Annotated in this window: 18 protein-coding genes; 12 read left to right on the top strand and 6 right to left on the bottom strand. The window is 71.6% G+C overall.

The window, feature by feature from the left end:
- Nucleotides 1–6: 6 nt before the first annotated feature.
- Both AC07DF_RS05180 and AC07DF_RS05175 read left to right on the top strand, forming a co-directional pair.
- On the top strand, nt 7–1650 hold the full coding sequence (locus AC07DF_RS05180; RefSeq protein WP_478967029.1) for a M4 family metallopeptidase: 1644 nt from the start codon (nt 7–9) through the stop codon (nt 1648–1650).
- Nucleotides 1651–1719: 69 nt separating this feature from the next.
- Nucleotides 1720–2241 (top strand): DUF1990 domain-containing protein, encoded by a 522-nt coding sequence (locus AC07DF_RS05175; protein WP_478967025.1) that lies wholly within the window; start codon nt 1720–1722, stop codon nt 2239–2241.
- A gap of 73 nt (nt 2242–2314) precedes the next feature.
- Here the strand turns inward: AC07DF_RS05175 and AC07DF_RS05170 are convergent, their stop codons facing one another.
- Nucleotides 2315–4933 carry a glycosyltransferase family 1 protein gene (locus AC07DF_RS05170; protein ID WP_478967023.1) on the bottom strand — a complete coding sequence of 873 codons (2619 nt, stop codon included), beginning with the start codon at nt 4931–4933 and terminating at the stop codon, nt 2315–2317.
- Nucleotides 4934–5222: 289 nt separating this feature from the next.
- On the opposite strand from AC07DF_RS05170, the gene AC07DF_RS05165 reads away from it, so the two are divergent.
- From AC07DF_RS05165 to AC07DF_RS05140, 6 genes are all read left to right on the top strand, one after another.
- Nucleotides 5223–6425 (top strand): S8 family peptidase, encoded by a 1203-nt coding sequence (locus tag AC07DF_RS05165; protein ID WP_478967021.1) that lies wholly within the window; start codon nt 5223–5225, stop codon nt 6423–6425.
- A 215-nt stretch (nt 6426–6640) separates the two neighbouring features.
- The gene (locus AC07DF_RS05160; protein ID WP_478967019.1) at nt 6641–8761 is read left to right on the top strand and encodes an alpha-1,4-glucan--maltose-1-phosphate maltosyltransferase; all 2121 of its coding nucleotides are present in this window, start codon (nt 6641–6643) and stop codon (nt 8759–8761) included.
- Nucleotides 8758–10458, top strand: coding sequence for a maltose alpha-D-glucosyltransferase (gene treS, locus AC07DF_RS05155; protein WP_391115164.1), 1701 nt, complete (start codon nt 8758–8760; stop codon nt 10456–10458). Before AC07DF_RS05160 ends, treS begins: the two co-directional genes overlap by 4 nt.
- Nucleotides 10459–10613: 155 nt before the next feature.
- Entirely contained in the window at nt 10614–12056 is a 1443-nt protein-coding gene (locus tag AC07DF_RS05150; protein WP_478967016.1) for a maltokinase N-terminal cap-like domain-containing protein, read from the top strand.
- Between the two features lie 31 nt (nt 12057–12087).
- Nucleotides 12088–14877, top strand: coding sequence for a 1,4-alpha-glucan branching enzyme (glgB, locus tag AC07DF_RS05145; RefSeq protein ID WP_478967014.1), 2790 nt, complete (start codon nt 12088–12090; stop codon nt 14875–14877).
- A 181-nt stretch (nt 14878–15058) separates the two neighbouring features.
- Nucleotides 15059–15469: a hypothetical protein gene (locus AC07DF_RS05140; protein ID WP_478967012.1), complete on the top strand. Its 411-nt coding sequence runs from the start codon at nt 15059–15061 to the stop codon at nt 15467–15469.
- 88 nt (nt 15470–15557) lie between these two features.
- Here AC07DF_RS05140 and AC07DF_RS05135 read toward each other — a convergent pair whose 3' ends face one another.
- The 4 genes from AC07DF_RS05135 to AC07DF_RS05120 all read right to left on the bottom strand — a co-directional run bounded on the left by AC07DF_RS05135 (nt 15558) and on the right by AC07DF_RS05120 (nt 19232).
- A complete protein-coding gene (locus AC07DF_RS05135; protein WP_478967010.1) occupies nt 15558–17828 on the bottom strand; it encodes a HelD family protein in 2271 nt (756 codons plus the stop codon).
- Between the two features lie 141 nt (nt 17829–17969).
- A complete protein-coding gene (locus AC07DF_RS05130) occupies nt 17970–18287 on the bottom strand; it encodes a thioredoxin family protein (protein WP_478967008.1) in 318 nt (105 codons plus the stop codon).
- The gene (locus AC07DF_RS05125; protein WP_478967006.1) at nt 18281–18694 is read right to left on the bottom strand and encodes a MerR family transcriptional regulator; all 414 of its coding nucleotides are present in this window, start codon (nt 18692–18694) and stop codon (nt 18281–18283) included. Before AC07DF_RS05125 ends, AC07DF_RS05130 begins: the two co-directional genes overlap by 7 nt.
- A gap of 28 nt (nt 18695–18722) precedes the next feature.
- The gene (locus AC07DF_RS05120) at nt 18723–19232 is read right to left on the bottom strand and encodes an Lrp/AsnC family transcriptional regulator (protein WP_478967004.1); all 510 of its coding nucleotides are present in this window, start codon (nt 19230–19232) and stop codon (nt 18723–18725) included.
- 45 nt (nt 19233–19277) lie between these two features.
- On the opposite strand from AC07DF_RS05120, the gene AC07DF_RS05115 reads away from it, so the two are divergent.
- Both AC07DF_RS05115 and AC07DF_RS05110 read left to right on the top strand, forming a co-directional pair.
- Nucleotides 19278–20192 carry an NAD-dependent epimerase/dehydratase family protein gene (locus AC07DF_RS05115; protein ID WP_478967002.1) on the top strand — a complete coding sequence of 305 codons (915 nt, stop codon included), beginning with the start codon at nt 19278–19280 and terminating at the stop codon, nt 20190–20192.
- Nucleotide 20193: 1 nt separating this feature from the next.
- Nucleotides 20194–21111: an aldo/keto reductase gene (locus AC07DF_RS05110; protein WP_478967000.1), complete on the top strand. Its 918-nt coding sequence runs from the start codon at nt 20194–20196 to the stop codon at nt 21109–21111.
- On the opposite strand, the gene AC07DF_RS05105 is transcribed toward AC07DF_RS05110, so the two are convergent.
- Complete coding sequence (locus AC07DF_RS05105; RefSeq protein WP_478966999.1) at nt 21108–23357, bottom strand: MMPL family transporter; 2250 nt, start codon at nt 23355–23357, stop codon at nt 21108–21110. The two genes, AC07DF_RS05110 and AC07DF_RS05105, sit on opposite strands and share 4 nt — an antisense overlap.
- A gap of 217 nt (nt 23358–23574) precedes the next feature.
- Here AC07DF_RS05105 and AC07DF_RS05100 point away from each other — a divergent pair, with 217 nt between their 5' ends.
- Together AC07DF_RS05100 and AC07DF_RS05095 are read left to right on the top strand one after the other, a co-directional pair.
- Entirely contained in the window at nt 23575–24105 is a 531-nt protein-coding gene (locus tag AC07DF_RS05100) for a toxin-antitoxin system HicB family antitoxin (RefSeq protein ID WP_478966997.1), read from the top strand.
- A 61-nt stretch (nt 24106–24166) separates the two neighbouring features.
- Nucleotides 24167–25057 carry a DUF4097 family beta strand repeat-containing protein gene (locus tag AC07DF_RS05095; protein WP_478966995.1) on the top strand — a complete coding sequence of 297 codons (891 nt, stop codon included), beginning with the start codon at nt 24167–24169 and terminating at the stop codon, nt 25055–25057.
- Nucleotides 25058–25092 lie beyond the last annotated feature (35 nt).

Genomic DNA, 25092 nt, shown 5'->3' with positions numbered 1-25092 from the left:
GCTCGTGTGACCCCCCTCTACGCGCGTCACAAGCGCACCACGCTGGCCATCGCCACCGCCGTCGCCGCCGGCGCCCTGCTCACCACCGGTCTGACCTCCGGCAGCAGCGTCGCCGCCGACTCCTCTTCCGAGCCGGCCCTCGCCGCCGCCCCCGTCCTGCTCTCCGCGCCCGCCCGCACGGCTCTGGTCAAGGAGCAGCAGGCAAACGCCCCGGAGACCGCCGACGAGATAGGCCTCGGCGAACAGGAGAAGCTGGTCGTCAAGGACGTCGTGAAGGACGCCGACGGCTCGGTCCACACCCGCTACGAGCGCACCTACGCGGGCCTGCCGGTCCTCGGCGGCGACCTCGTCGTGCACGAGTCGAAGTCCGGCGCGACAAAGGGCGTCACCAGAGCGACGAAGGCCGCTCTGAAGGTCGCCTCCCTCAAGCCGGCGGTCGCCGCCGCCAAGGCCGAGAAGCAGGCCGTGACGCTCGCCAAGGCGGCCGGCTCGGAGAAGACCGAGGCGAACTCCGCTCCCCGCAAGGTGATCTGGGCGGCCGACGGCAAGCCCACCCTCGCCTACGAGACCGTCGTCGGCGGCCTCCAGGAGGACGGCACGCCGAACGAGCTGCACGTCGTCACCGACGCCGCCACCGGCAAGAAGCTCTACGAGTACCAGGCCATCGAGACGGGCACCGGCAACACCACGTACAGCGGCAAGGTCGACCTGACCACCACCAAGTCCGGGTCTTCGTACAACCTCACGGACGGCACGCGCGGCGGCCACAAGACGTACAACCTCAACCGCGGCACCTCCGGCACCGGCACTCTCTTCTCCGGCACGGACGACGTCTGGGGCACCGGCAACCCGTCCAACCTGGAGACCGCCGCCGCCGACGCGCACTACGGCGCCCAGGTGACCTGGGACTTCTACAAGAGCGCGTTCGGCCGCAGCGGCATCCGCAACGACGGCAAGGCCGCCTACTCGCGCGTCCACTACGGCAACGCCTACGTCAACGCCTTCTGGTCGGACAGCTGCTTCTGCATGACCTACGGCGACGGCGAGGGCAACGCCAACCCGCTGACCTCGCTCGACGTGGCCGCCCACGAGATGAGCCACGGTCTGACCTCGGCCACGGCCGGCCTCAACTACAGCGGCGAGTCCGGCGGTCTGAACGAGGCCACCAGCGACATCTTCGGCGCGGGCGCCGAGTTCTTCGCGAACAACTCCTCCGACGTCGGTGACTACCTCATCGGCGAGGAGATCGACATCAACGGCGACGGCAGCCCACTGCGCTACATGGACAAGCCCAGCAAGGACGGCTCGTCCAAGGACGCCTGGTCCTCGAGCCTCGGCGGCCTGGACGTCCACTACTCCTCCGGTCCCGCCAACCACTTCTTCTACCTGCTGTCCGAGGGCAGCGGCTCGAAGACCATCAACGGCGTGACCTACGACTCGCCCACCTCCAACGGCTCCACGGTCACCGGCATCGGCCGCACCAAGGCGCTGCAGGTCTGGTACAAGGCGCTGACGACGTACATGACGTCGACGACCAAGTACGCGGCCGCCCGCACGGCGACCCTGAACGCGGCCAAGGACCTCTACGGCGCGAGCAGCACCGAGTACAAGGCGGTCGCGGCCGCCTGGTCCGCCGTCAACGTCGGCTGACCGAAGCACGACCCGCGGGCGGTACCCGGAGCGAAGGCAGGTCCGGGTACCGCCCTACTCTTGGGGACCATGTCTTCGGAGGACTTCACGTACGCCGATGTCGGCGCCACCCGCGAGGAGCACTTCTGCCCGCCGGGATTCCACCCCATGAACGTGCGCACCCGCCTCGGGGAGGGCGAGGAGGTCTTCCGCCGGGCCTCTGAGGCGGTGCTCACCTGGGAGATGCACCGGGCCATGGGCGTCGGCGTCGACGCGAGCGCGGAACGGGCCGCCCCCGGCGTCGACGTCACCGTCACCCTCGCCGGCATGATCAAGGCCCCCTGCCGCGTGGTGTGGACGGTGGAGGAACCCCGCCGGGCGGGCTGGGCCTACGGCACGTTGCCCGGCCACCCGGAGACCGGCGAGGAGTCGTTCATCGTGGACCGCACGGGAGACGGCACGGTGTGGCTGACGGTGAACGCGTTCAGCCGGCCGGCCAAGTGGTACGCAAAGGCGGGCGGCCCGGCGACCAGGGGATTCCAGCACGCGTACGCACGCAGGTGCGGCAACGTCCTACGGAACATCGCAACGCAGGGTGGTGACGGTACCTAGGGGCGCGGGGCTGTATCTGTTTGCGGCTCCGCCGCGTGGGCGCGACCAGCCCCCACGCACCCGCAGACAACCCTCAGCGCATCAACAGCCCCGCAGCCTCCACAAGCTCCTCAGAAGGCCCGGCCACCAAGCCCAACTCCGCACTGGAAGCGAGCAGCCGGTGAGCCGGCAGAATCCGCACCGTGTACCCGAACGGCCCGGTGCGATCCAGGGACAAGGCCCCTTCGTACACCCACCGCCCGTCCTCCCCGGGGGACCCGACCGGCTTCAGAGGAACAACCGCCGCGTCCCCGATCCGGTCCTCCTCGTCCACCCGCCCCGAGACGACCTGCACATCCACATCGTCCGGCCCGAGCTCCCCGAGCCCGATGCGCACCCGCAACCCCAGCGTCGTACCGAGCTCGGCCAGCGCCTCGGACGCCGACGTCTCCACATGGTCGACGGTGACGCCCGGCCAGGCCCCCCGCACCCGTGCCTTCCACTCGGCGAGCTCCCGCGCCGCGTCCGGCCGCATCGACCGGTGGGCCAGCGCAGCCGGCGCATAGAGCCGCTCGACGTACTCGCGGACCATGCGCCCGGCCAGCACCTTCGGCCCGAGCAGGCTCAGGGTCTGGCGGACCATCTCGATCCAGCGGTCGGGAAGCCCGCTGCGGCCGCGCTCGTAGAAGCGGGGCGTCACCCGCTGCTCCAGCAGGTCGTACAGCGCCGCGGCCTCTATGTCGTCGCGCCGGTCAGGATCGGTCCCGACCCCGTCGGCCGTGGGGATGGCCCAGCCGAAGTCCGGCTGGAACCACTCGTCCCACCAGCCGTCGAGGACGGACAGATTGAGACAACCGTTGAGCGCCGCCTTCATGCCGGACGTGCCGCAGGCCTCCAGCGGCCGGAGCGGGTTGTTCAGCCAGATGTCGCAGCCCGGGTACAGCTTCTGCGCCATGGCCATGCCGTAGTCGGGCAGGAACACGAGCCGGTGCCGCACCCGCGGATCGTCCGCGAACCGCACCAGCTCCTGCACCAGCCGCTTGCCGCCGTCGTCCGCGGGGTGCGCCTTGCCCGCCACGACGATCTGGACCGGCCGCTCGGAGTGCAGCAGCAGGTCCATCAGCCGGTCGCGGTCGCGCAGCATCAGCGTCAGCCGCTTGTACGACGGGACGCGCCGGGCGAAGCCGATGGTGAGGACGTCCGGGTCGAGCACTCCGTCGATCCAGCCCAGCTCGGCCGTACCGGCCCCGCGCTGCCGCCAGGAGGCCCGCAGCCGCTCCCGCACCTCGGTCACGAGCTGCTCGCGCAGGCCCCGCCGCAGCTCCCAGATCTCCTGGTCGGCGATGTCCGCCACCGCGTCCCAGCGGTCCGAGCCGCCGACGGTCAGCGCGTCCTCGGCGCGCTGCACGCCGATCTGCCGGGCGCCGAGCCGGAACACCTCCGGGGCGACCCAGGTGGGCGCGTGCACCCCGTTGGTCACGGACGTGATGGGCACCTCGTCGGCGTCGAAGCCGGGCCACAGGCCGGAGAACATCTCACGGCTGACGTTGCCGTGCAGCAGGGACACCCCGTTGGCGCGCTGGGCCAGGCGCAGGCCCATCACGGCCATGTTGAACAGGTTGGGCTCCCCGCCGGGGTAGGTCTCCATGCCGAGCTTGAGGACGCGCCCGACGTCGATGCGGGGCAGCTCCGCGTCCGGGCCGAAGTGACGGGCGACCAGCTCACGGTCGAAGCGGTCGATACCGGCCGGGACGGGGGTGTGGGTGGTGAAGACGGTCCCGGAGCGGACCGCCTCCAGTGCCGCGTCGAAGTCCGAGCCCGCCGCGCAGAGTTCGGCGATCCGCTCCAGACCGAGGAACCCGGCGTGCCCCTCGTTGGTGTGGAACACCTCCGGCGCGGGGTGCCCGGTCAGCCGGCAGTACGTCCGGACCGCCCGCACACCTCCTATCCCCAGCAGCATCTCCTGCAGCAGCCGGTGCTCGCTGCCGCCGCCGTAGAGCCGGTCGGTCACGCCGCGCTCGCCGAGGTCGTTCTCCTCGACGTCCGAGTCCAGCATCAGCAGCGGGACGCGGCCGACCTGCGCCAGCCAGATCCGGGCGCGCAGCTGCTTGCCGCCGGGCAGGGCGAGGGCGACCTGGGCGGGGGTGCCGTCGGGCTCCTCGAGGAGGACGAGGGGCAGCTCGTTCGGGTCGAGGACGGGGTAGTGCTCCTGCTGCCAGCCGTCCCGGGAGAGGGTCTGGCGGAAGTAGCCGTGCCGGTAGAGCAGCCCGACGCCGATCAGCGGGACGCCCAGGTCGCTGGCCGCCTTCAGATGGTCGCCGGCCAGGATGCCGAGGCCGCCGGAGTACTGCGGCAGGGCGGCCGTGATGCCGAACTCGGGTGAGAAGTAGGCGACCGCGGCGGGAAGTTCCTCGGGCTGGGTCTGGTACCAGCGGTCGCCGGTCATGTAGTCGTGCAGATCGCCCGCGACCGCGGCGAGGCGGCGCAGGAACCGGCGGTCCTCGGCCAGGTCCGCGAGCCGCGCGGGTGGCACGCTGCCCAGCAGCCGGACCGGGTCGCACCCGGAGGCGGCCCAGCGCTCGGGGTCGACGGACTGGAACAGATCACGGGTCTCCGCGTGCCACGACCACCGCAGATTGCGGGCCAGATCGCCGATCGGCCGGAGGGGGTCGGGGAGAACGGGTCGGACGGTGAATCGACGGATCGCCTTCACGGGTTCCACCTCGGCGCGTTCGCTGGTTGACGCAGGGCTTGGACACAGGGCTTCATCGACGTCTCCTACGACAGTACCGGCGGATGTGCCGCCGCCGCTGAGGCTCCGCCGCCGCACCCTCGATCGGCCTGAACAGCACCATCCACGGATATGGCCGATTCCACCCCCATAGGCGTCCTTGTGGTGTTTCACGGGCCACGAGAGGCTGCCCCTGGCGTACTGGCCCGTGCCCGCCGTACGCGGCGCCGCGCGGCAGCCGTACGCCGAGTCGAGGAGGGGAACTCGGACCATGGCACGGACGCGCACCCGGCGCCCGCGCTGGACGGGGGGCCTGACCGCGGCGATCTGCGCCGTGGTGCTTTCGGCCATCACCCTGCCCGCGCACGCCGTACCGGAGGGGCGGATACTCGGCGCCGGAGGACCCGGCTCCGTGCACGGCAGTTATCTGGTGACACTGGAGGAGGGCACGCGGGCACCGTCGGCGGCCGGGCAGGGCCTGGCCGAGACATACGGGGTGGACATCAGCCACACCTACGGCACGGTCCTGAACGGCTACGCGATCAGGGCGAACGCGAGACAGGCAGCGCGGCTGGCCGCCGATCCACGGGTCGCCTCGGTCGTCCAGGACACTCGCGTGCGGCCGGACCGCACGCGGCAGGACCCGGCGCCCTGGGGGCTGGACCGCGTCGACCAGCCGAGTCTCCCCCTGGACCGGAGCTACACCTGGCCCGCTTCGGCGGGCGCCGGGGTGACGGTGTACGTGATCGACAGCGGCGTCCGGACCACCCACCGGGACTTCGGCGGCCGGGCGAGCCACGGCTGGGACTTCGTCGGGAACGACAAGGTCGCGGCGGACGCCAACGGCCACGGCACGCACGTCGCCGGCACGGTCGCCGGGAAGACCCACGGCGTCGCCAAGAAGGCCCGGATCGTCTCCGTGCGCGTCCTCGACGCCGCGGGCGCGGGCACCACGGCCCGGGTGATCGCCGGGATCGACTGGGTGACCCGGCACGCGAGGAAGCCCGCAGTGGCCAACCTCAGTCTGGGCGGCCCGCGCAACGAACGGCTGGACGCCGCCGTCCGCGCCTCCATCGCCTCCGGCGTCACCTACACGATCGCCGCGGGCAACGACGGCAGGCCCGCCGGGCTCTACTCCCCGGCGAGCGTCAAGCAGGCGATCACGGTCGGCGCGACCGACCGCGGGGATACAAAACCGGCCTTCTCCAACCACGGCCCGGCCCTCGATCTCTTCGCCCCGGGCGTCGGCATCACCTCCGCGGCCGCCGCGAGCGACACCGCGCGGGCCACGTTCTCGGGCACCTCGATGGCCTCTCCGCACGCGGCGGGCGCGGCCGCGCTGTATCTGGCCGACCATCCGAAAGCGGCTCCGTCCCAGGTCGGGAGGGCTCTGACGGCGGGAGCGGCGACCGGGAAGATCTCCGGCCGGGGCATCGGTTCGCCGGACAAGTTACTGCGGGTGCCGCACCCGTAGGGCGAAGGAGCAGCCACACACAAGGGCCGGCCTCGTCCTTCGCGGACGAGGCCGGTCTTGTGTGTCGACATACCCCTGAGTAGTTAACAAAGTGCCGGATTGCCCACCCGAATAGGGTGGGAAGGCTCCTCCGGGTACCCCTCTCTGGAGCACCACGCAGGACCCACCTCCCCATAGACATCCGCCCACCCACGTTGACGCGGACAGGAGCGGTCATGCCCGCCAAGCACCATTCGTCACCACCCCCGACCCGCCGCACCGGGGCGCGCGCGCCCGGCGGCGAGGAACGTCCCGTGCGCCCGGCCGACGCCGGTCCACCGGTCCCGCAACCACCCCCCGCGGGCGAGGCGACCGCCGTCGGGCGCATACCCGTGCTCGATGTCCGTCCGGTCGTCCAGCAGGGACGCCGGCCGGCCAAGGCCGTGACCGGCGAGACCTTCGAGATCTCGGCGACCGTGTTCCGGGAGGGGCACGACGCGGTCGCCGCCAACGCCGTCCTGAGGGACCCCGAGGGCCGCCCCGGGCCGTGGACGCCGATGCGGGAGCTGGCCCCCGGCACGGACCGGTGGGGCGCCACGGTCACCGCCGGGGAGCCCGGCCTGTGGACGTTCACCGTGGAGGCGTGGGGCGACCCGATCGGAACCTGGCGCCACCACGCGCAGATCAAGATCCCGGCCGGCATGGACACGGACGTCGTCCTGGAGGAGGGCGCACGCCTGTACGAGCGGGCTGCCGACGGCGTACCCGAGGAGAAAGGCCTGCGGGACGTGCTCCTGGCCGCCGTCGACGCCCTGCGGGACGAGAGCCGCCCGGCGGCCGCGCGGCTCGCCGGTGCGCTGACGCCGGAGGTGGAGGAGGTGCTGGCCCGGCATCCGCTGCGGGACCTGGTCACGACCTCCGAGCCGCTGCCGCTGCTGGTGGAGCGGGAGCGGGCCCTGTACGGCTCCTGGTACGAGTTCTTCCCCCGCTCCGAGGGGACCCGGCAGCAGCCGCACGGCACGTTCCGCACCGCCGCCCGCCGGCTGCCCGCGATCGCCGCCATGGGCTTCGACGTCGTCTACCTGCCCCCGATCCACCCCATCGGCACGACCTTCCGCAAGGGGAAGAACAACACCCTCTCCCCCGGCCCCGACGATGTCGGGGTGCCCTGGGCGATCGGGTCCCCGGAGGGCGGTCACGACGCCGTCCACCCCGCCCTGGGCACCCTGGAGGACTTCACCTGGTTCGTCGGCCGGGCCCGGGAGCTGGGGATGGAGGTGGCGCTGGACTTCGCCCTGCAGTGCTCCCCCGACCACCCCTGGGTGCAGAAGCACCCCGAGTGGTTCCACCACCGCCCCGACGGCACCATCGCCTACGCCGAGAACCCGCCCAAGAAGTACCAGGACATCTACCCCATCGCCTTCGACGCCGACATGGACGGCCTGATCGCCGAGACGGTGCGGGTGCTGCGGCACTGGATGGACTGCGGGGTGCGGATCTTCCGCGTGGACAACCCGCACACCAAGCCGGTGGTGTTCTGGGAGCGGGTGATCGCGGAGATCAACCGCACCGACCCGGATGTGATCTTCCTGGCCGAGGCGTTCACCCGCCCGGCGATGATGGCCACCCTGGCCCAGATCGGCTTCCAGCAGTCCTACACCTACTTCACCTGGCGCAACACCAAGCAGGAGCTGACCGACTACCTCACCGAGCTGTCCGGGGAGGCCGCGTCCTATATGCGGCCGAACTTCTTCGCCAACACCCCCGACATCCTGCACGCCTACCTCCAGCACGGCGGCCGGCCCGCCTTCGAGGTCCGGGCCGTCCTGGCCGCGACCCTCTCGCCGACCTGGGGCATCTACTCCGGCTACGAACTGTGCGAGAACACCCCGCTCAGAGAGGGCAGCGAGGAGTACCTGAACTCGGAGAAGTACCAGCTCACCCGCCGCGACTGGGACGCCGCCGAGCGTGAGGGGCGCACCATCACCCGGCTGCTGACCAGGCTCAACACCATCCGCCGGGAGAACCCGGCCCTCCAGCAGCTGCGCGATCTCCACTTCCACGACGCGGACCAGGAGGCGGTGATCGCCTACTCGAAGCGGAAGGGTTCGAACACGGTTCTGGTGGTCGCCAACCTCGACCCCCACCACACCCAGGAGGCGACGGTCTCGTTGGACATGCCGCAACTCGGCCTGGACTGGCACGAGTCGGTGCCGGTGCGCGACGAGCTCACCGGCGAGACCTATCACTGGGGCAGGGCCAACTACGTGCGTCTCGAACCGGGCCGGAGCCCCGCGCACGTCTTCACGGTGCTGCGACCGTCCACCCCGCAGATCGGAGGGTCACCCACAACATGATCGTCAATGAACCCGTTCAGGACACCTTCGAGGACACTCCTGCCAGGGACCGCGACCCGGAGTGGTTCAAGCGCGCCGTCTTCTACGAGGTGCTCGTCCGCTCGTTCCAGGACAGCAACGGCGACGGCGTCGGTGACCTGAAGGGCATCACCGCCAAGCTCGACTACCTCCAGTGGCTCGGCGTCGACTGCCTGTGGCTGCCGCCGTTCTTCAAGTCCCCGCTCCGCGACGGCGGCTACGACGTCTCCGACTACACGGCCGTCCTCCCGGAGTTCGGCGACCTCGCCGACTTCGTGGAGTTCGTCGACGCCGCCCACCAGCGCGGCATGCGCGTGATCATCGACTTCGTCATGAACCACACCAGCGACCAGCACCCCTGGTTCCAGGAGTCGCGCAAGGACCCCGACGGGCCCTACGGCGACTACTACGTGTGGGCCGACGACGACAAACAGTTCCCTGACGCGCGGATCATCTTCGTCGACACCGAGGCCTCCAACTGGACCTTCGACCCGGTCCGCAAGCAGTACTACTGGCATCGTTTCTTCTCCCACCAGCCGGACCTCAACTACGAGAACCCGGCCGTGCAGGAGGAGATGATCTCCGCGCTGAAGTTCTGGCTGGACCTGGGCATCGACGGGTTCCGGCTGGACGCGGTGCCGTACCTGTACCAGCAGGAGGGCACGAACTGCGAGAACCTCCCGGAGACGCACGACTTCCTGAAGCGGGTGCGCAAGGAGATCGACGCGCAGTACCCGGACACGGTGCTGCTCGCCGAGGCCAACCAGTGGCCCGAGGACGTCGTCGACTACTTCGGCGACTACCCCAGCGGCGGCGACGAGTGCCACATGGCCTTCCACTTCCCGGTCATGCCCCGCATCTTCATGGCCGTGCGACGGGAATCCCGCTACCCGGTCTCCGAGATCCTGGCCAAGACCCCGGCCATCCCCTCGAACTGCCAGTGGGGCATCTTCCTGCGCAACCACGACGAGCTCACGCTCGAGATGGTCACCGACGAAGAGCGCGACTACATGTGGGCCGAGTACGCCAAGGACCCCCGCATGCGCGCCAACATCGGCATCCGGCGCCGGCTCGCCCCGCTGCTGGACAACGACCGCAACCAGATCGAGCTGTTCACGGCCCTGCTGCTGGCCCTGCCAGGCTCGCCGATCCTCTACTACGGCGACGAGATCGGCATGGGCGACAACATCTGGCTCGGCGACCGCGACGCGGTGCGCACGCCGATGCAGTGGACGCCCGACCGCAACGCGGGCTTCTCGTCCTGTGACCCGGGGCGGCTGTTCCTGCCGACGATCATGGACCCGGTCTACGGCTACCAGGTCACGAACGTCGAGGCGTCGATGTCATCGCCGTCGTCGCTGCTGCACTGGACCCGCCGCATGATCGAGATCCGCAAGCAGAACCCCGCCTTCGGGCTCGGCACGTACACCGAGCTGCCGTCGACGAACCCGGCGGTGCTGGCCTTCCTCAGGGAGTACGAGGACGACCTGGTGCTGTGCGTGAACAACTTCTCCCGGTTCGCGCAGCCCACGGAGCTGGATCTGAGCGCCTTCGAGGGGCGGCATCCGGTGGAGCTGTTCGGCGGGGTGCGCTTCCCGGCCATCGGCGAGCTGCCGTATCTGCTGACCCTGGCGGGCCACGGTTTCTACTGGTTCCGGCTCCGCGGTGACACCGTATGAGGGCCGTGTGAGGCCTGGAACGGCCTGCTGAGGCCTGATCCGCGGGGCAGGCCGCAAACCCCCGCGGCGGGGCGTTTCTCCTGCCCCGCCCGGGGCACGCATCAAGAACACCCCACCCGGTGACGCATCACACATGGGTGAAAGGACGCGACGTCATGTCGGAAGCCGTCACACGCACCGTCACCACCCCGCCCGGCCTTCTCGCCTCCCTGGATCCACTGCTGCGGGAATGGCTGCCACGGCAGCGCTGGTTCGCCGGCAAGGGACGTCCGGTCACCGGGTTCACGCTGGTCGAGGCCACCGAGCTGCTCCCCTCCAGTGCCAAGCTGGGCCTGTACCACCTGCTGGTCCGCGCCCATCAGCCGCTCGTGCCGTCCCACGGCGCGCCCGGCCACCCCGGCGACTGCTACCAGCTGTTGATAGGCGTGCGCGAGGCGCTGCCGCCTCGGCTGGCGCCCGCGCTCATCGGACACGTACCGACGGGGCCGCTGGCCGGCCGCACGGTCTACGACGCCCTGCACGACACCAGGCCCGCCGAGCTGCTCCTGGAGGCGCTGCGCACCCAGGCCCGTATCGGCAGGCTCCGCTTCGAGCGGGACCCCGGCCAGGACATCCGGTCCGGCCTTGTGCCCCGTGTGGTGACCGCCGAGCAGTCCAACTCGTCCGTCGTCTACGGAGATACGTTCATCCTGAAGCTGTTGCGCCGGATCGTGCCCGGGGTCAACCCCGATCTGGAGCTGCCGCTGGCGCTGGCCCGCGAGGACTGCCCCCGGGTGCCCGCGCCGACGGCCTGGATGGTCGCGGACATCGACCCCATGGCGGACCCGGTCGTCTCGGCGGGCCCGGGGGACCTCGCCGGCCAGCCGTATGTGCTGGGGGTGCTCCAGCCGTTCGTGCAGGGCGCCTCCGACGGCTGGGAGCTGGCGCTGCGCGAGCTGGCCAAGGGCGAGGACTTCGGCGCCGAGGCACGGGCGCTGGGGCGGGCCACCGCCGAGGTGCACACCGCGCTGGCTCGCGCGTTGCCGACGGTCACGCTCGGTCACATGCAGCTCCAGATCATGGTGGACGGCATGCTCGAGCGGCTGGAGGCGGCCGTCCAGGCGGTGCCCGCGCTGCGGCCCTACGCCGACGGGCTGCGGTCCGCGTTCGCGGCGCTGGGCGATCTGGCCGCCGAGGGCCGCACCTGGACCGCGCAGCGCGTGCACGGCGATCTGCATCTCGGGCAATGCTTGCGCTCACCGGCCGGCGAGTGGTCGCTGATCGACTTCGAGGGCGAGCCGGCCCGGCCCCTGCCCGAGCGGCGTATGCCGCAGCCGGCGGTGCGGGATGTCGCCGGCATGCTGCGGTCCTTCGACTACGCGGCCCGCTCGGCCGATCCGCCCCAGCCGGACTGGGCCGAGACGTGCCGGTCCGCGTACTGCTCCGGCTACGCGGAGGCCTCCGGCCGCGATCCGCGCACCGACCCGGTGCTGCTGCGCGCCTACGAGACGGACAAGGCGATCTACGAGGTGGTGTACGAGGCCCGGCACCGCCCCGACTGGCTGCCGGTGCCCTTGGCCGCCATAAGCCGGCTCTCCTCGTCCGGCCATCTGACCTGACTGACCCACCTGCGCCCAGGAGGCTGCGCCCGTGACCCCCCGCTCCGAGTCCAGCGGTTCGCACCCGAAGAAGACGGCCGGGGAGAAGATCCCCGAGCAGCCGACGGCCGCCCAGCGCAAGAGCGCCGCGAAGAAGACGGCGGTACCGAAACAGGCGGCGGCGAAGAAGGCCGCCGCCAGGAAATCGGCCCCGGCGCAGTCACCGGCGACGAAGTCGACGGCCGCGAAGCCGACCGTGGCGAAGAAGGCTGCCGCGAAGAAGGCCGTGACGAAGAAGGCCGTGGCCAAGAAGGCCGTCGCGAAGAAGGCGGACCCCGCGAAGGCGACCGCGGCGAACTCGACCGCCAAGAAGGTGGCCGCGACGAAGGCAGCCGCCAAGAAGACCCCTGCGAAGAAGACGGCCACGAAGGCGACGGCCGCGAAGCCGACGGCCGCGAAGAAGACAACGGCCACGAAGGCTGCCGCCAAGAAGGCCACGACCGCGAAGGCGGCGGGCACCAGGACCACGGCCGCCAACCCCCCTGCCACGAAGGCGGCGCCGAAGAAGGCCCCCGCCAAGAAGGCCCCCGCCAGGACAACGAGCGCCACGAAGGCCGCCCCCGCCCAGGTCGTCCCGCCGGAGATGGAGATCGCCGTCTCGCCCGCCGTCGACGCGGTGGACCGGGAGCGGCTGCTCGGCGGGACGCATCACGACCCGCACTCCGTGCTCGGCGCGCACCCCGTGCCCGGCGGGGTCGCGTTCCGGGCGTTCCGGCCGTACGCCCTGTCGGTGACCGTCGTCGCCGGGGAACTGCGGGCGGAGCTGCACGACGACGGGGAGGGGTTCTTCTCCGGGCTGCTGCCCCTGCGGGAGGTTCCGGAGTACCGGCTGCTCGTGGAGTACGAGGGCACGGTCCTGGACACCGAGGACGCATACCGCTTCCTGCCCACGCTGGGCGACCTCGACCTGCATCTGATCGGCGAGGGCCGGCACGAGGAGCTGTGGACGGCGCTGGGCGCGCACCCGATGACCCACGAGGGCGTGACGGGCACCCGGTTCTCGGTGTGGGCGCCGAACGCGCGCGGCGTGCGCGTGGCCGGCACCTTCAACTTCTGGGACGGCACCGGCCATGTCATGCGGTCGCTGGGCTCGTCGGGCGTGTGGGAGCTGTTCCTGCCGGACATCGGCGAGGGCGAGCTGTACAAGTTCGAGATCACGCGGCCCGACGGTTCGAAGACGCTGCGCGCCGACCCGCTGGCCCGCCGCACCGAGGTGCCGCCCGCGACCTCGTCGGTCATCACGTCCTCGGCGTACGAGTGGGGCGACGCCGAGTGGCTGTCCCGGCGCGCCGAGGCCCCGGCACATGAGGCGCCGTTCTCGGTGTACGAGGTGCATCTGGCCTCCTGGCGCCCGGGACTGACGTACCGGCAACTGGCCGATCAGCTCCCCGGGTACGTGAAGAACCTGGGCTTCACGCACGTCGAGCTGATGCCGGTCGCCGAGCATCCGTTCGGCGGCTCCTGGGGCTACCAGGTCACGGGTTTCTACGCGCCGACGGCCCGGCTGGGCACGCCCGACGACTTCCGGTACCTGGTCGACTCGCTGCACCGGGCCGGGATCGGCGTCCTCATGGACTGGGTGCCGGCCCATTTCCCGCGGGACGACTGGGCGCTGGCCGAGTTCGACGGGCGGCCCCTGTACGAGCACGAGGATCCGCTGCGGGCCGCGCACCCCGACTGGGGCACGCTGGAGTTCGACTTCGGGCGGCGGGAGGTGCGCAACTTCCTCGTCTCGAACGCCCTGTACTGGTGCGAGGAGTTCCACATCGACGGGCTGCGCGTGGACGCCGTCGCCTCGATGCTCTACCTCGACTACTCGCGCGAGGCGGGGCAGTGGACGCCCAACGAGCACGGCGGCCGGGAGAACCTGGACGCGGTGGCGTTCCTGCAGGAGATGAACGCGACGGTGTACCGCAGGGTGCCCGGCGTGGTCACCATCGCCGAGGAGTCGACCGCCTGGGACGGGGTCACCCGGGCCACGCACCACGAGGGCCCGAGCGGCTTCGGCGGGCTCGGGTTCGGGCTGAAGTGGAACATGGGCTGGATGCACGACTCGCTCCAGTACATGAGCCATGAGCCGGTGCACCGCAAGTACCACCACCACGAGATGACGTTCTCGATGGTGTACGCGTACAGCGAGAACTACGTCCTGCCGATCTCCCACGACGAGGTCGTGCACGGCAAGCGTTCCCTGGTGTCGAAGATGCCGGGCGACTGGTGGCAGCAGCGCGCCGGGGTGCGGGCCTACCTCGGCTTCATGTGGGCCCACCCGGGCAAGCAACTGCTCTTCATGGGGCAGGAGTTCGCCCAGGGCGCCGAGTGGTCGGAGGCGCACGGCCCGGACTGGTGGCTGCTGGACCCGGGCTACGGGGCCGAACCCGACCACCGGGGCGTGCGCGACCTGGTCCGCGACCTCAACACCGTCTACCGGGCCACCCCGGCGCTGTGGCGCCTCGACACCGACCCGGCCGGTTTCGAGTGGATCGTCGGGGACGCCGCCGACGACAACGTCCTCGCGTTCCTGCGGCTTGACCCGGAGGGCACCCCGATCCTGGCGGTGTCGAACTTCGCGCCGGTCGTCCGCCAGGACTACCGCCTGGGCGTGCCCGAGGACGTCCCCGCCTGGCACGAGGCCGTGAACACCGACGCCGCCCGCTACGGCGGCAGCGACGTCACCAACCCCGACCCGGTCAAGCCCGAGGCCCAGCCCTGGCACGGCCGCCCGGCCAGCATCCGCCTCACCCTGCCGCCGCTGTCGACGGTGTGGCTGCGCCCGGCGTAGGCGGCCGCTGTGACACCTCTGTGACAGGAGGAGTGGCTTCCGCCACAGCCCGTGCGGTCGGGCCCTGGTGGGGTGGCGGCATGCGCCGTGCCACTTCACCGGGCCGTGGGGGCCCGTCCGCGCGGGAGGGCGGTGAGGGCGTGGTGATCGGGCTCCGCGCCCGGAAGGCCGGGGCGTCGGCATGACGCTGCTTCCCGTCTTCGTCGGACTCGTGGTGGCCCTGGTCGCGCTGCGCGGGCTGCTGGCGCATCCGCTGCTCCCGCTGTGGGTGCGGACCACGGTGTTCTGGGCACTGCCGTGCGGTGCCGTCACCTGGGTCGTGATCATGACGGCGGACGACCCCGTCCTGTTCCCGGAGACCGCGCCCTGTCCCGCCGAGCCGATGCGGGAGGGCGTCCTCGGGGACGGGAAGGCCTGGGGAGTCTCCACGCCGTTTCCGCCCCGGGCCTACTGCGAGTGGGAGGACGGCACCACCTACGACCTCGCGCCCGGCGCCGAGTTCCTGTTCTGGGTCTTCTTAGCCCTGACGGTCGTACCGCTCACGGCCGGGCTGTGGCACGCCCTGCGGGATCCGAAGTCGCTGCTCCGGTAGGCGCGGGCCCGCCCGCCAGGCAACTGGTCGGGCGGGCGGGTGAGTTCCACGGCGGCGAAGCGGTCGAGTGTGACTACGACACGAACTGTCATCGCTCCTGCACGAAGGATTCCGACAGCGCTTCCGGCAGTTCCCCGGTGTGCAGCACGCCGAGCCGCTGGGTGGCCCGGGTCAGGGCCACGTACAGGTCGCTGGTGCCGTACCGGCCGGGCTCGACCACCAGGACGGAGTCGAACTCCAGGCCCTTGGCCTGGCGCGGGTCGAGGAGGACGACCGTCTGCGTGAGGTCGGGTTCGGCGCCCGCCGTCACGCCGTCCAGCCGGGCCGCGATGCCGCGGTGGAGGTCGCGCGGCGCGATCACCGCGAGCCGCCCCTCGGCCGGGGTGAGCTCCTCGACCGCCTTGGCGACCGCGCCCGGGAGGTCGTCGGTGGCCCGCGCCCACGGCCGTACACCCGTGGAGCGGACCGAGCTCGGCGGCTCGAACTCCGGGTCCTCGGCGCGGACCACGGCCGCCGCCGCGTCCATGATCTCGGCCGGGGTGCGGTAGTTGACGCCCAGTCGGTTGTGCTCCCAGCGGTCCTCGACGTACGGGCCGAGGATGCCCGCCCAGGAGCCGACCCCGGCCGCCTCCGCCGTCTGCGCGGGGTCGCCGACCAGGGTCATCGAGCGGGTCGGGCTGCGCCGCATCAGCAGCCGCCAGGCCATCGGCGACAGCTCCTGCGCCTCGTCGACGATGATGTGCCCGAACGCCCAGGTGCGGTCGGCCGCCGCGCGCTCGGCGGCGCTGCGGTGGTCGTCCTCCTCGTGCCGCTCGGCGAACCGCTCGGCGTCGATGACGTCGTGCGCGGACAGCACCTCGCTGCCGTCGGGGTCGCTGTCCTCCTTGTCCTCGAACTCGTAGGTCCGGGAGGCGTACGACACCTCCAGCACGCCCTGCGCGTAGGCGATCTGCTCCTCCCGCTCGCGCGCGGCGCGCTCCCGGGCCAGCCGGTCGTCCTCGCCGAGGAGCTCGGCGGCCTCGTCGAGCAGCGGCACGTCCGCGACCGTCCAGCGCCGGGTCACCGGGCGGCGTACGGCCTCGGCGTCCTCGGCGCGCAGGAACTCCTCGGGCGCGGCGAGGAAGTCGGCGACGAGCCGCTGCGGGGTGAGCACCGGCCAGAGCTGGTCGATGGCGGACCAGACGTCGGGGTTCTCGGCGATGTCGTCGCGGATCTGGGTGATGTCGCTGGGGTCGAGCAGGCTGGATCCGTCGAAGGGGTCGGTGCCGATCCGCTCGGCGTACAGATCCGTGAGCGCGTTGAGGATGTGGCCCTCGAAGTGCTCGCGGGCCGCGTTGTGCGGCAGCTTGGCGGCGCGGGTGCGCTCGCGGGCGACGTTCACCAGACCGTCGTCGAGCATGAGGATTTCGCGGTCGTGCTCGATGGCGATGACGGGGTCGGGCAGCGCCTGCCGGCTTCGGACGACCTCGGCGAGGACGTCCGCCATGCCGGCCCGGCCCTTCACGGCGGCGGCCTCGGGCGTGTCGGTCGCGGTCGCCTTCACGCCGGGGAACAGCTCGCCCACGGTCGCGAGGAGCACGCCCGTCTCACCGAGGGAGGGCAGCACCTCGCCGATGTAGCCGAGGAACGCCGGGTTGGGCCCGACGATCAGTACCGCCCGCTTGGCGAGCAGCTCGCGGTGCTCGTACAGCAGATACGCGGCGCGGTGCAGGGCGACGGCCGTCTTGCCGGTGCCCGGGCCGCCCTCCACCACCATGACGCCGCGGTGCGGGGCGCGGATGATGCGGTCCTGGTCGGCCTGGATGGTCTGCACGATGTCGCTCATCCGGCCGGTGCGGGCCGAGTCGAGGGCGGCGAGCAGCACGGCGTCGCCCGTCGGGTCCTCGTGGCCGGTGCGGGTCTCGTCGCCGAGGTCGAGGATCTCGTCGTGCAGCTGGGTGACCCGCCGGCCGTCGGTGGCGATGTGCCGCCGGCGCCTCAGGCCCATCGGGGTGTGACCGGTGGCCAGGTAGAAGGGACGGGCGACGTCGGCGCGCCAGTCGATCAGGACGGGGGTGCGCTCGGCGTCGTCGGTGCGCAGCCCGATCCGGCCGATGTGGTGGGTGACGCCCGAGGTGAGGTCGATCCGGCCGAAGCACAGGGAGCCGTCCACCGCGTTCAGCGCGGCGAGCAGCCCGGAGCGCTCGGCGACGAGGATGTCCCGCTCGAGTCTGGCCTGCATGGGCGTGTTGCCCTGCGCGAGCGCGTCCGTGACGGAGGTCTCGGCGTCGCCGCGCAGGGCGTCGACGCGCGCGTACAACCCGTCGATGAATTCCTGTTCCTGCCGCAATTCATCGTCCGGAAATTCGGTGTTTGACAATTCCACTCCCGCCCGGATATACTGTGCTCACTGAACTTCGCGTGACTTCTTTCGAGTCGAAGTCGCGAACAAACAAATATACGCAGGGAAATCCCCCGAGCGCAATTGCTCGGGGGATTTCCTGTTGTCCGGGCGGGTCGCCTAGAGCACCTCGGCCAGCTCCTCCAGCAGCCGCCGCTTCGCCCGCGCCCCCACCATCGACTTCACGGGCTCACCGCCGCGGAACACCATGAAGGTCGGCATGGACAGCACCTTGTAGGCGTTTGTCGTCTCCGGGTTGGAGTCCACGTCCAGCTGCACCACCTTCAGCCGGTCGCCCTCCTCGAATGCGAGCGCCTTCAGCACCGGGGCCATCTGCCGGCACGGCGGGCACCAGCCGGCGGTGAACTCCACCAGCACCGGCAGATCGGCGCCGATCACCTCCGCCTCGAAATCCGCGTCCGTCACGTCGGTCACCATGTGTCCCCTCCCAGCTCGCACTGCGGCTCCGGACCGCCCGGAGTCTCCGCCTCGGCGGCCAGCTCGGCCCGCGCCAGCTGCCGCGCGACCGTGTCCCGGACGGTGGTCAGCTCACCGATCAGGGAGTCCAGTTCACCCAGCTTGCGCCGGTAGACCGCGAGCGACGCCGGGCACGAGTCGCCCTCGGGGTGCCCGGCCCGCAGACACTCCACGAAGGGCCGCGTCTCCTCCAGGTCGAACCCGAAGTCCTGCAGCGTCCGGATCTGCCGGAGCAGCCGCAGATCGGTCTCGTCGTAGCTCCGGTAGCCGTTGCCGGTGCGCCGCGCGGGCAGCAGCCCCCGCGACTCGTAGTACCGCAGCGTCCGCGTCGTGGTCCCGGCCCGTGCGGCCAGCTCGCCGATTCGCATGCGTCGAACGTATTCCTTGACGCCCGCGTCAAGGCAACAGCGGTTTCCGCTCCACCGGGGAGGTCAGCACGATCGACGTCGTCGTGCGCCCCAGCGCGGAGACGCCCTCCAGGACCTCCTCCAGGTGGACGGTGTCCCGGACGGCGACCTTGAGGATCCAGCAGTCCTCGCCGACCACGTGGTGCACCTCGGTGATCTCGGGCCGCTCGATCAGCTCCAGGGTCCTCGGGTGCTTCAGGTTGTAGCCGCCGTGCGGGTTCACGCGGATGAACGCCTGGATGCCGTAGCCGAGCCGGGCCGGGACGACCTGGGCGCCGTAGCCGCTGATCACGCCCGCGGCCTCCAGCCGCCGCACCCGCTCGGTGACCGCCGCCGGACTGAGCCGGACCCGGCGGCCCAGCTCGCTGAGCTTGATCCGGCCGTCGGTCTGGAGCAGGTGGAGGATCTGCCGGTCCAGCGCGTCGAAGATCGCCGAGGTTTCGTCGGCGGCGGGACGCAGATGCCGTGGTTCTTTCGGTGCTGCGGCCTGAACTCCCATGGTTCCCCCTTCAGTACACGGATGTACGCCAGGAGAATTATGGCCATGGAAAAGGTCCGGAACGTACTGGTCATCGGTGGAAACCGTTACGTCGGAAAGCGCCTGATCGCACAGCTGCGGGACGAAGGGCACCGGGTGAGCGTGCTGAACCGGGGGTCCTCCCCGCCGCCGGCCGGAGTGGAGCAGCTGGTCGCTGACCGGGACAACGAGCACGCGCTGACCGAAGCGCTCGGCTCGCGCGTCTTCGACGCCGTCGTCGACCAGGTCTGTTACACCCCGCGCCAGGCGGCACTCGCCCGCCGTGTCTTCGCCGGCCGTACCGGCCGCTATGTGATGACCTCGACGGTCGAGGTGTACGAGTACGAGGACTCCCCCGCCCTCGTGCGCGAGGAGGCCGTCGTCCCGTCCACGGTGCCCGTGGACCTCGAACTGCCCTGGGACGACCCGGTGTTCCGGGAGGCGCACTACGGGGAGGGCAAGCGGCAGGCCGAGGCGGTCCTCGCGGCCGACGGCCCGGCGCTGCCGTACACGGCGGTGCGGGTGGCCCATGTGCTGGGCGGGGACGACGACTTCACCGGACGGCTGGCCCACTACGCCGAGCGGATACGCACCGGCGAGCCGATCGCCGTCCCGGCCGTGAACCGGCCCGCCACGTACATCCACGTCGACGAGATCGCCCGCTTCCTCGCCTGGGCGGCGGGCGAGGAGTTCACCGGGCCGGTGAACTCCGCCTCGCACGGGGCGTTGAGCACCGAGGAGTTGTGCGAGGCGGTGGCGGCGCACGTCCCGGGCGGCCGGGCCGTGTTCCGGCCCGTGGAGGTCGGCGAAGTCTCCCCGTTCTCCTTCCGCCGCTCCTACGGCATGGACAACGGCCGTGCCACCCGGCTCGGCCACACCTTCACCGACGCCCGGCAGTGGTTGCCGCGTGCTGTCGCCGAGACCCTCGGAAAGGGCGACTGACGTGCGGTACAGGACACTGGGCGGACTGCGGGTGAGCGCGATCGGGCTCGGCGCGATGCCGCTGTCCCTCGAAGGCCGGCCGGACGAGGAGCGTGCCCTGGCCACCGTGCACGCCGCGCTCGACGCGGGCGTGACCCTCCTGGACACGGCCGACTCCTACCATCTGCCGGGCGCGGAGCCCGGCCACAACGAACGCCTGCTGGCCCGGGCACTCGCCACGTACGGCGGTGACACCTCGGACGTGCTGGTCGCGACGAAGGGCGGCCGCGGCCGGCCGGCGGGCGGCGACTGGACGGTGAACGGCCACCCGCGTCATCTCAAGGCCGCCGCCGAGGCCTCCCGCGAGCGCCTCGGTGTGGAGGCGATCGGCCTCTACCAGCTCCACAAGCCGGACCCCGCGGTGCCGTTCGAGGAGTCGGTCGGCGCCCTGCGGGAGCTGCTCGACGCGGGCACGATCCGGCTGGCCGGGGTGTCCAACGCGGACGCGGAGCAGGTCCGCCGGGCGCGCGAGGTCCTCGGCGACCGGCTGGTGTCGGTGCAGAACCGCTACTCCCCCGCCGTCCGGGACAGCGAGCCGGAGCTGCGGCTGTGCGCGGAACTGGGGCTGGCGTTCCTGCCGTGGAGTCCGCTGGGCGGGCTGGCCCGCAGCTCCCTGGACGGCCCGTCGCGGACGGAGGGAGCGGACCGTTTCGCGGCCTTCCACGCCGTGGCGGCGGAGCGCGGTGTCAGCCCCCAGCGGGTCGGGCTGGCCTGGCTGCTGGCGCGCTCCCCGGCCGTCATCCCGATTCCGGGGTCGAGCCGGCCGGAGACGGCCAGGGACTCGGCGGCCGCGGCGGACCTGCTCCTCGGCGAAGAGGAACAGGCCCGCCTGGACGAGGCCGCCGAGCAGGGCCCGGTCACGGTCAACGGGGGTCGCTAGTCGACCAGTTCGGGGTCCCGGCGCCGCGGCGCCACCTGCCCGGCCGGGGCCGTGCCGGAGAGCTTCGCGCCTTCGACGTCGAGGTCCGGAAGCAGCCGGTCGAGCCACCGCGGCAGCCACCAGGCCGACTTGCCGAGCAGGGCGAACAGGGCGGGGACGATCGTCATACGGACCAGGAAGGCGTCGAAGAGCACCGCGGCCGCGAGGCCGAAGCCGATCATCTTCACGAAGTCGTTGTCCTCCACGATGAAGCCGGAGAACACGCTGATCATGATGGCGGCGGCCGCGGCCACCACCCGGCCGCCGTAGCGGAAGCCGGTGACGACGGCCTCGGCGGGCCGCGCCCCGTGGACGTAGGCCTCCCGCATCCTGGTCACCAGGAACACCTCGTAGTCCATGGCGAGTCCGAAGACCACGCCGATCATGAAGATCGGCATCGTGCTCATGATCGGGCTCGGCTGGTCGACGCCGAAGACATCGGCGAGCCAGCCCCACTGGAAGACCGCGACGACGGCGCCGAGCGCGGCGGTCACCGAGAGCAGGAAGCCGAGCGCGGCCTTGAGCGGCACGAGGACCGAGCGGAAGACCAGCATCAGCAGCAGGAAGGCCAGGCCCACGACCAGGGCGAGATAGGGCAGCAGCGCGTCGTCGAGGGTCTCGGAGAAGTCGATGAACATCGCGGTCTGGCCGGTGACCAGGACCTCGGCGCCGGTGTCGGCCCGGAAGCCGTCGGCGAGGGAGCGCAGATGGCGCACCAGGTCCTCGGTCGCGGCGTCGGTGGGGCCGGTGGCCGGGACGACGTTCAGGATCGCGGTGTCGCCGGCCTCGTTGGGCGTGGCCGGGGTGACGGTGGCGACGCCGTCCTGCCCGGCGATCCGCTCGCCGACGGTGTCGGCCGCGGCCTTGGCGTCCGGGCCCTCCACGGTGATCGTCAGCGGCCCGTTGAACCCGGGGCCGAAGGAGTCCGAGAGCAGGTCGTAGGCCTTGCGCTGGGTGGTGTCGGGGGCCATGGTGCCCTCGCCGGGCAGTCCGAGCTCCAGGCTTGCGGCGGGCAGGGCGACCGCGCCGAGGCCCAGGACGGCCAGGACCAGTACGGCGACGGGGTGGCGCAGGACGTAACCGGCCCAGCGGGAGCCGAGGTTGGGCTTGCGACGGGCGTCCTTCGCGGCGAGCTTGTCGGCCTTGCGCTGCCGGCGGGCGCTGAGCGGCTTGCCGGAGAAGCGGTGGCGGTCCCGGCGGCGCAGGACCTTGACCGGCGCGAAGCCGAGCAGCGCCGGCACGAAGGTGAGGGCGACCAGGACGGCGATGGCGACGGTGCCGGCGGCGGCCAGGCCCATCTTGGTGAGCATCGGGATGTTCACCACGGCCAGGCCCGCGAGGGCCACGATGACGGTGAGCCCGGCGAAGACGACCGCGGAGCCGGCGGTCCCGACCGCCCGTCCGGCGGCGTCGGCACGGTCGCGGCCCTCGGTGAGCTCGGCGCGGTAGCGGGAGACGATGAACAGGGCGTAGTCGATGCCGACGGCGAGGCCGAGCATCATCGCCAGGGTCGACGTGGTGCTGGACAGCCCGAGCGTCGCGCCGAGCGCCGTGATCGCGGATATCCCGACGCCGACCCCGATGAGGGCCGTGAGCAGGGGCATCCCGGCGGCGATCACCGAGCCGAAGGTGAGGAGCAGGACCACGGCGGAGACCAGGATGCCGATCTTCTCGCCCGTGCCGCTCATGGCGGCGTCGATCTTCACGGCGTCGCCGCCGGCCTCCGCGGTCAGGCCGGCGTCACGGGCCTCGGCAAGTGCGTCGTCGAGGGCGTCGTGCGCCTTGTCGCCGACCTCGGTGGCGGGGACCTTGTAGGTGGCGACGGCGTAGGCGGTGGAGCCGTCCTCGCTGACCGCCTTCGTCGTGAACGGGTCGCTCACCGAGGCGACCTGCGGGGACTTCCTCAACTCCGCCACCAGCGCGGCGACTTGGGCCTTGCGCGCGGGGTCGGAGAGCTTCCCGCCCTCGGGCGCACGGACCACGACCCGGGCGCTCGCGCCGTCGGCGCTCGCGTCCGGGAATTTCTTCTCCAGCAGGTCGAAGGCCTTCTGCGACTCCGTGCCGGGCATCGAGAAGGTGTCCGCGGGCGGCGCCGGGGCGGCGGATGCGGCGAAGCCCGCACCGCCGAGGACCACCACCCACAGCAGCACCATCAGCCATCGGCGCCGGAAGGCGAGACGGCCCAGTTTGTAAAGGAAGGTAGCCACGGCTGGGAACTCCTGTCGGTGGGCGAGGGACGGCATCAGTGTTGGCGCTGAAGTGATGCCACCATGGCACCACTTCGACGCTCCCGCAAGCTCCTTCTTGCCCTTCACGGCATGGCGAAGCCTCAAAACGAGAAAGAAAGGCCAGGTCAGATGGCCTCAAAACAAGATGAGGTCAAGATGGCTCGCCCTGGCGCCACTCATGTGCCATCATGGCGTCATGGACCTCACGCCCTACGTCGACGCCCTCCGGCGCGAGCTGGCTGTCGCCGCGGATGCCGGTGGTGACGACGCCCGCGCCCTGGCCGAGCGGCTCACCGCCCCGCTGGAGTCCGCCGTCCGCCTGACCCTCCTCGACGCGCTGGCCGCCGCCATGGGCGAGGTCACGCGGGAGCTGGCGCCGGGTTCGGTCGATGTGCGGCTGCGCGGATCCGAGCCCGAGTTCGTGGTGACGGCGCCGCACGCTCCCGAGCCGTTCCGGGAGGCGCGGGAGCCGGTCGCGGCCCCCGTCGCGCCCGCGCCGCCGCCCCTGCCGGCGGAAGCCGACGACGGCACCATGGCGCGGATCAACCTGCGTCTCCCCGCCCGGCTCAAGGCCCGCATCGAGGAGGCCGCCGCGACCGAGGGGCTGTCGGTCAACGCCTGGCTGGTGCGGGCCGTGTGCCTCGCTCTCGACGGCGGGGAGCGCGCGAGCCCGCCGGGCCGCGACAGGGACCCGGTCGGCCGGAGCCTCACCGGCTGGGTCCACTAGGCCGCTCATCACCCGCCTCACCGGCGGGACCACCCACCCAAGCCAAGAGGACGGGACAGTCATGCCTGCTTTCGACACCCCCGAACCGATCTCCGTCACCCTCGAGCTGGAGGTCGGCACCGCCCGCGTCACCGCGGGCAAGCGCACCGACACCGTCGTGGAAGTGCTGCCGCGCAACGGCTCCGACGACAACGACGTACGCGCCGCGCAGCAGACCCAGGTCACCTGCTCGGGCGGCCGCCTCACGATCAGGGCGCCCAAGAAGCGCTCCCTGTTCGGCAAGCCGGGCGCCATCGAGGTGAGCGTCGAACTCCCCGCGGGATCCGATGTCCGCGGCACCTCCGCCATGGGCGGCTTCCTCTGCGAAGGACGCCTCGGAGACGTCACGCTCAAGACCTCGCTCGGCGAACTCCAGGTCGACGAGGCGGACGGAGCCGTCCTCAAGACCGACCACGGCGACATCCGCCTGGCCCGCTCGACCGGAGACGTCGAGATCACCGGCGCCGGCCGGGTCGAGGTCGGCACGGTCGCGGGCACGGCGACCGTCAAGAACAGCAACGGCGCCACCGAGGTCGGCGAGGTCACCGGCGGTCTGAAGACCAACGCGGCCAACGGCGACATCTCCGTCGGCATCGCGCACGGCGACGTGGGCGCCAAGTGCGCCAACGGCCGGATCGAGATCGGCGTCGCCCACGCCGGGGTCGACGCGATGGCCTCCAACGGCCGTATCCGCGTCGGCGACGCCAGGCGCGGCCGGATCGAACTGCGCACCTCCGTCGGCGACCTCGAAGTGGGCATCCACGAGGGCACCGCCGCCTGGCTCGACCTGAACGCCAAGTACGGCACGGTGCGCAACTCGCTCGGCTCCTCGGCCGGCCCGGCGGACTCCGACGAGACCGTCGAGGTGCACGCCCGGACCTCGGCCGGCGACATCATCATCCGCCGCGCCTGACCTCGCCCACCCCGGCCCGGTACGCACCACACACC

It is taken from the genome of Streptomyces sp. NPDC044719, assembly GCF_056433405.1.
Note: the sequence above shows the minus strand (reverse complement) of the source record. Positions and strands in the feature narration are given on the sequence as shown.

What these genes read in the sequence shown, in the direction of transcription:
- AC07DF_RS05175 (WP_478967025.1), top strand. Translation starts at nt 1,720, where the DNA reads ATGTCTTCGGAGGACTTCACGTACGCCGATGTCGGCGCCACCCGCGAG.
- treS (WP_391115164.1), top strand. Translation starts at nt 8,758, where the DNA reads ATGATCGTCAATGAACCCGTTCAGGACACCTTCGAGGACACTCCTGCC.
- AC07DF_RS05115 (WP_478967002.1), top strand. Translation starts at nt 19,278, where the DNA reads ATGGAAAAGGTCCGGAACGTACTGGTCATCGGTGGAAACCGTTACGTC.
- AC07DF_RS05150 (WP_478967016.1), top strand. Translation starts at nt 10,614, where the DNA reads ATGTCGGAAGCCGTCACACGCACCGTCACCACCCCGCCCGGCCTTCTC.
- AC07DF_RS05165 (WP_478967021.1), top strand. Translation starts at nt 5,223, where the DNA reads ATGGCACGGACGCGCACCCGGCGCCCGCGCTGGACGGGGGGCCTGACC.
- AC07DF_RS05140 (WP_478967012.1), top strand. Translation starts at nt 15,059, where the DNA reads ATGACGCTGCTTCCCGTCTTCGTCGGACTCGTGGTGGCCCTGGTCGCG.
- AC07DF_RS05160 (WP_478967019.1), top strand. Translation starts at nt 6,641, where the DNA reads ATGCCCGCCAAGCACCATTCGTCACCACCCCCGACCCGCCGCACCGGG.
- AC07DF_RS05120 (WP_478967004.1), bottom strand. Translation starts at nt 19,232, where the DNA reads ATGGGAGTTCAGGCCGCAGCACCGAAAGAACCACGGCATCTGCGTCCC.
- AC07DF_RS05130 (WP_478967008.1), bottom strand. Translation starts at nt 18,287, where the DNA reads ATGGTGACCGACGTGACGGACGCGGATTTCGAGGCGGAGGTGATCGGC.
- AC07DF_RS05095 (WP_478966995.1), top strand. Translation starts at nt 24,167, where the DNA reads ATGCCTGCTTTCGACACCCCCGAACCGATCTCCGTCACCCTCGAGCTG.
- AC07DF_RS05125 (WP_478967006.1), bottom strand. Translation starts at nt 18,694, where the DNA reads ATGCGAATCGGCGAGCTGGCCGCACGGGCCGGGACCACGACGCGGACG.
- AC07DF_RS05100 (WP_478966997.1), top strand. Translation starts at nt 23,575, where the DNA reads ATGGACCTCACGCCCTACGTCGACGCCCTCCGGCGCGAGCTGGCTGTC.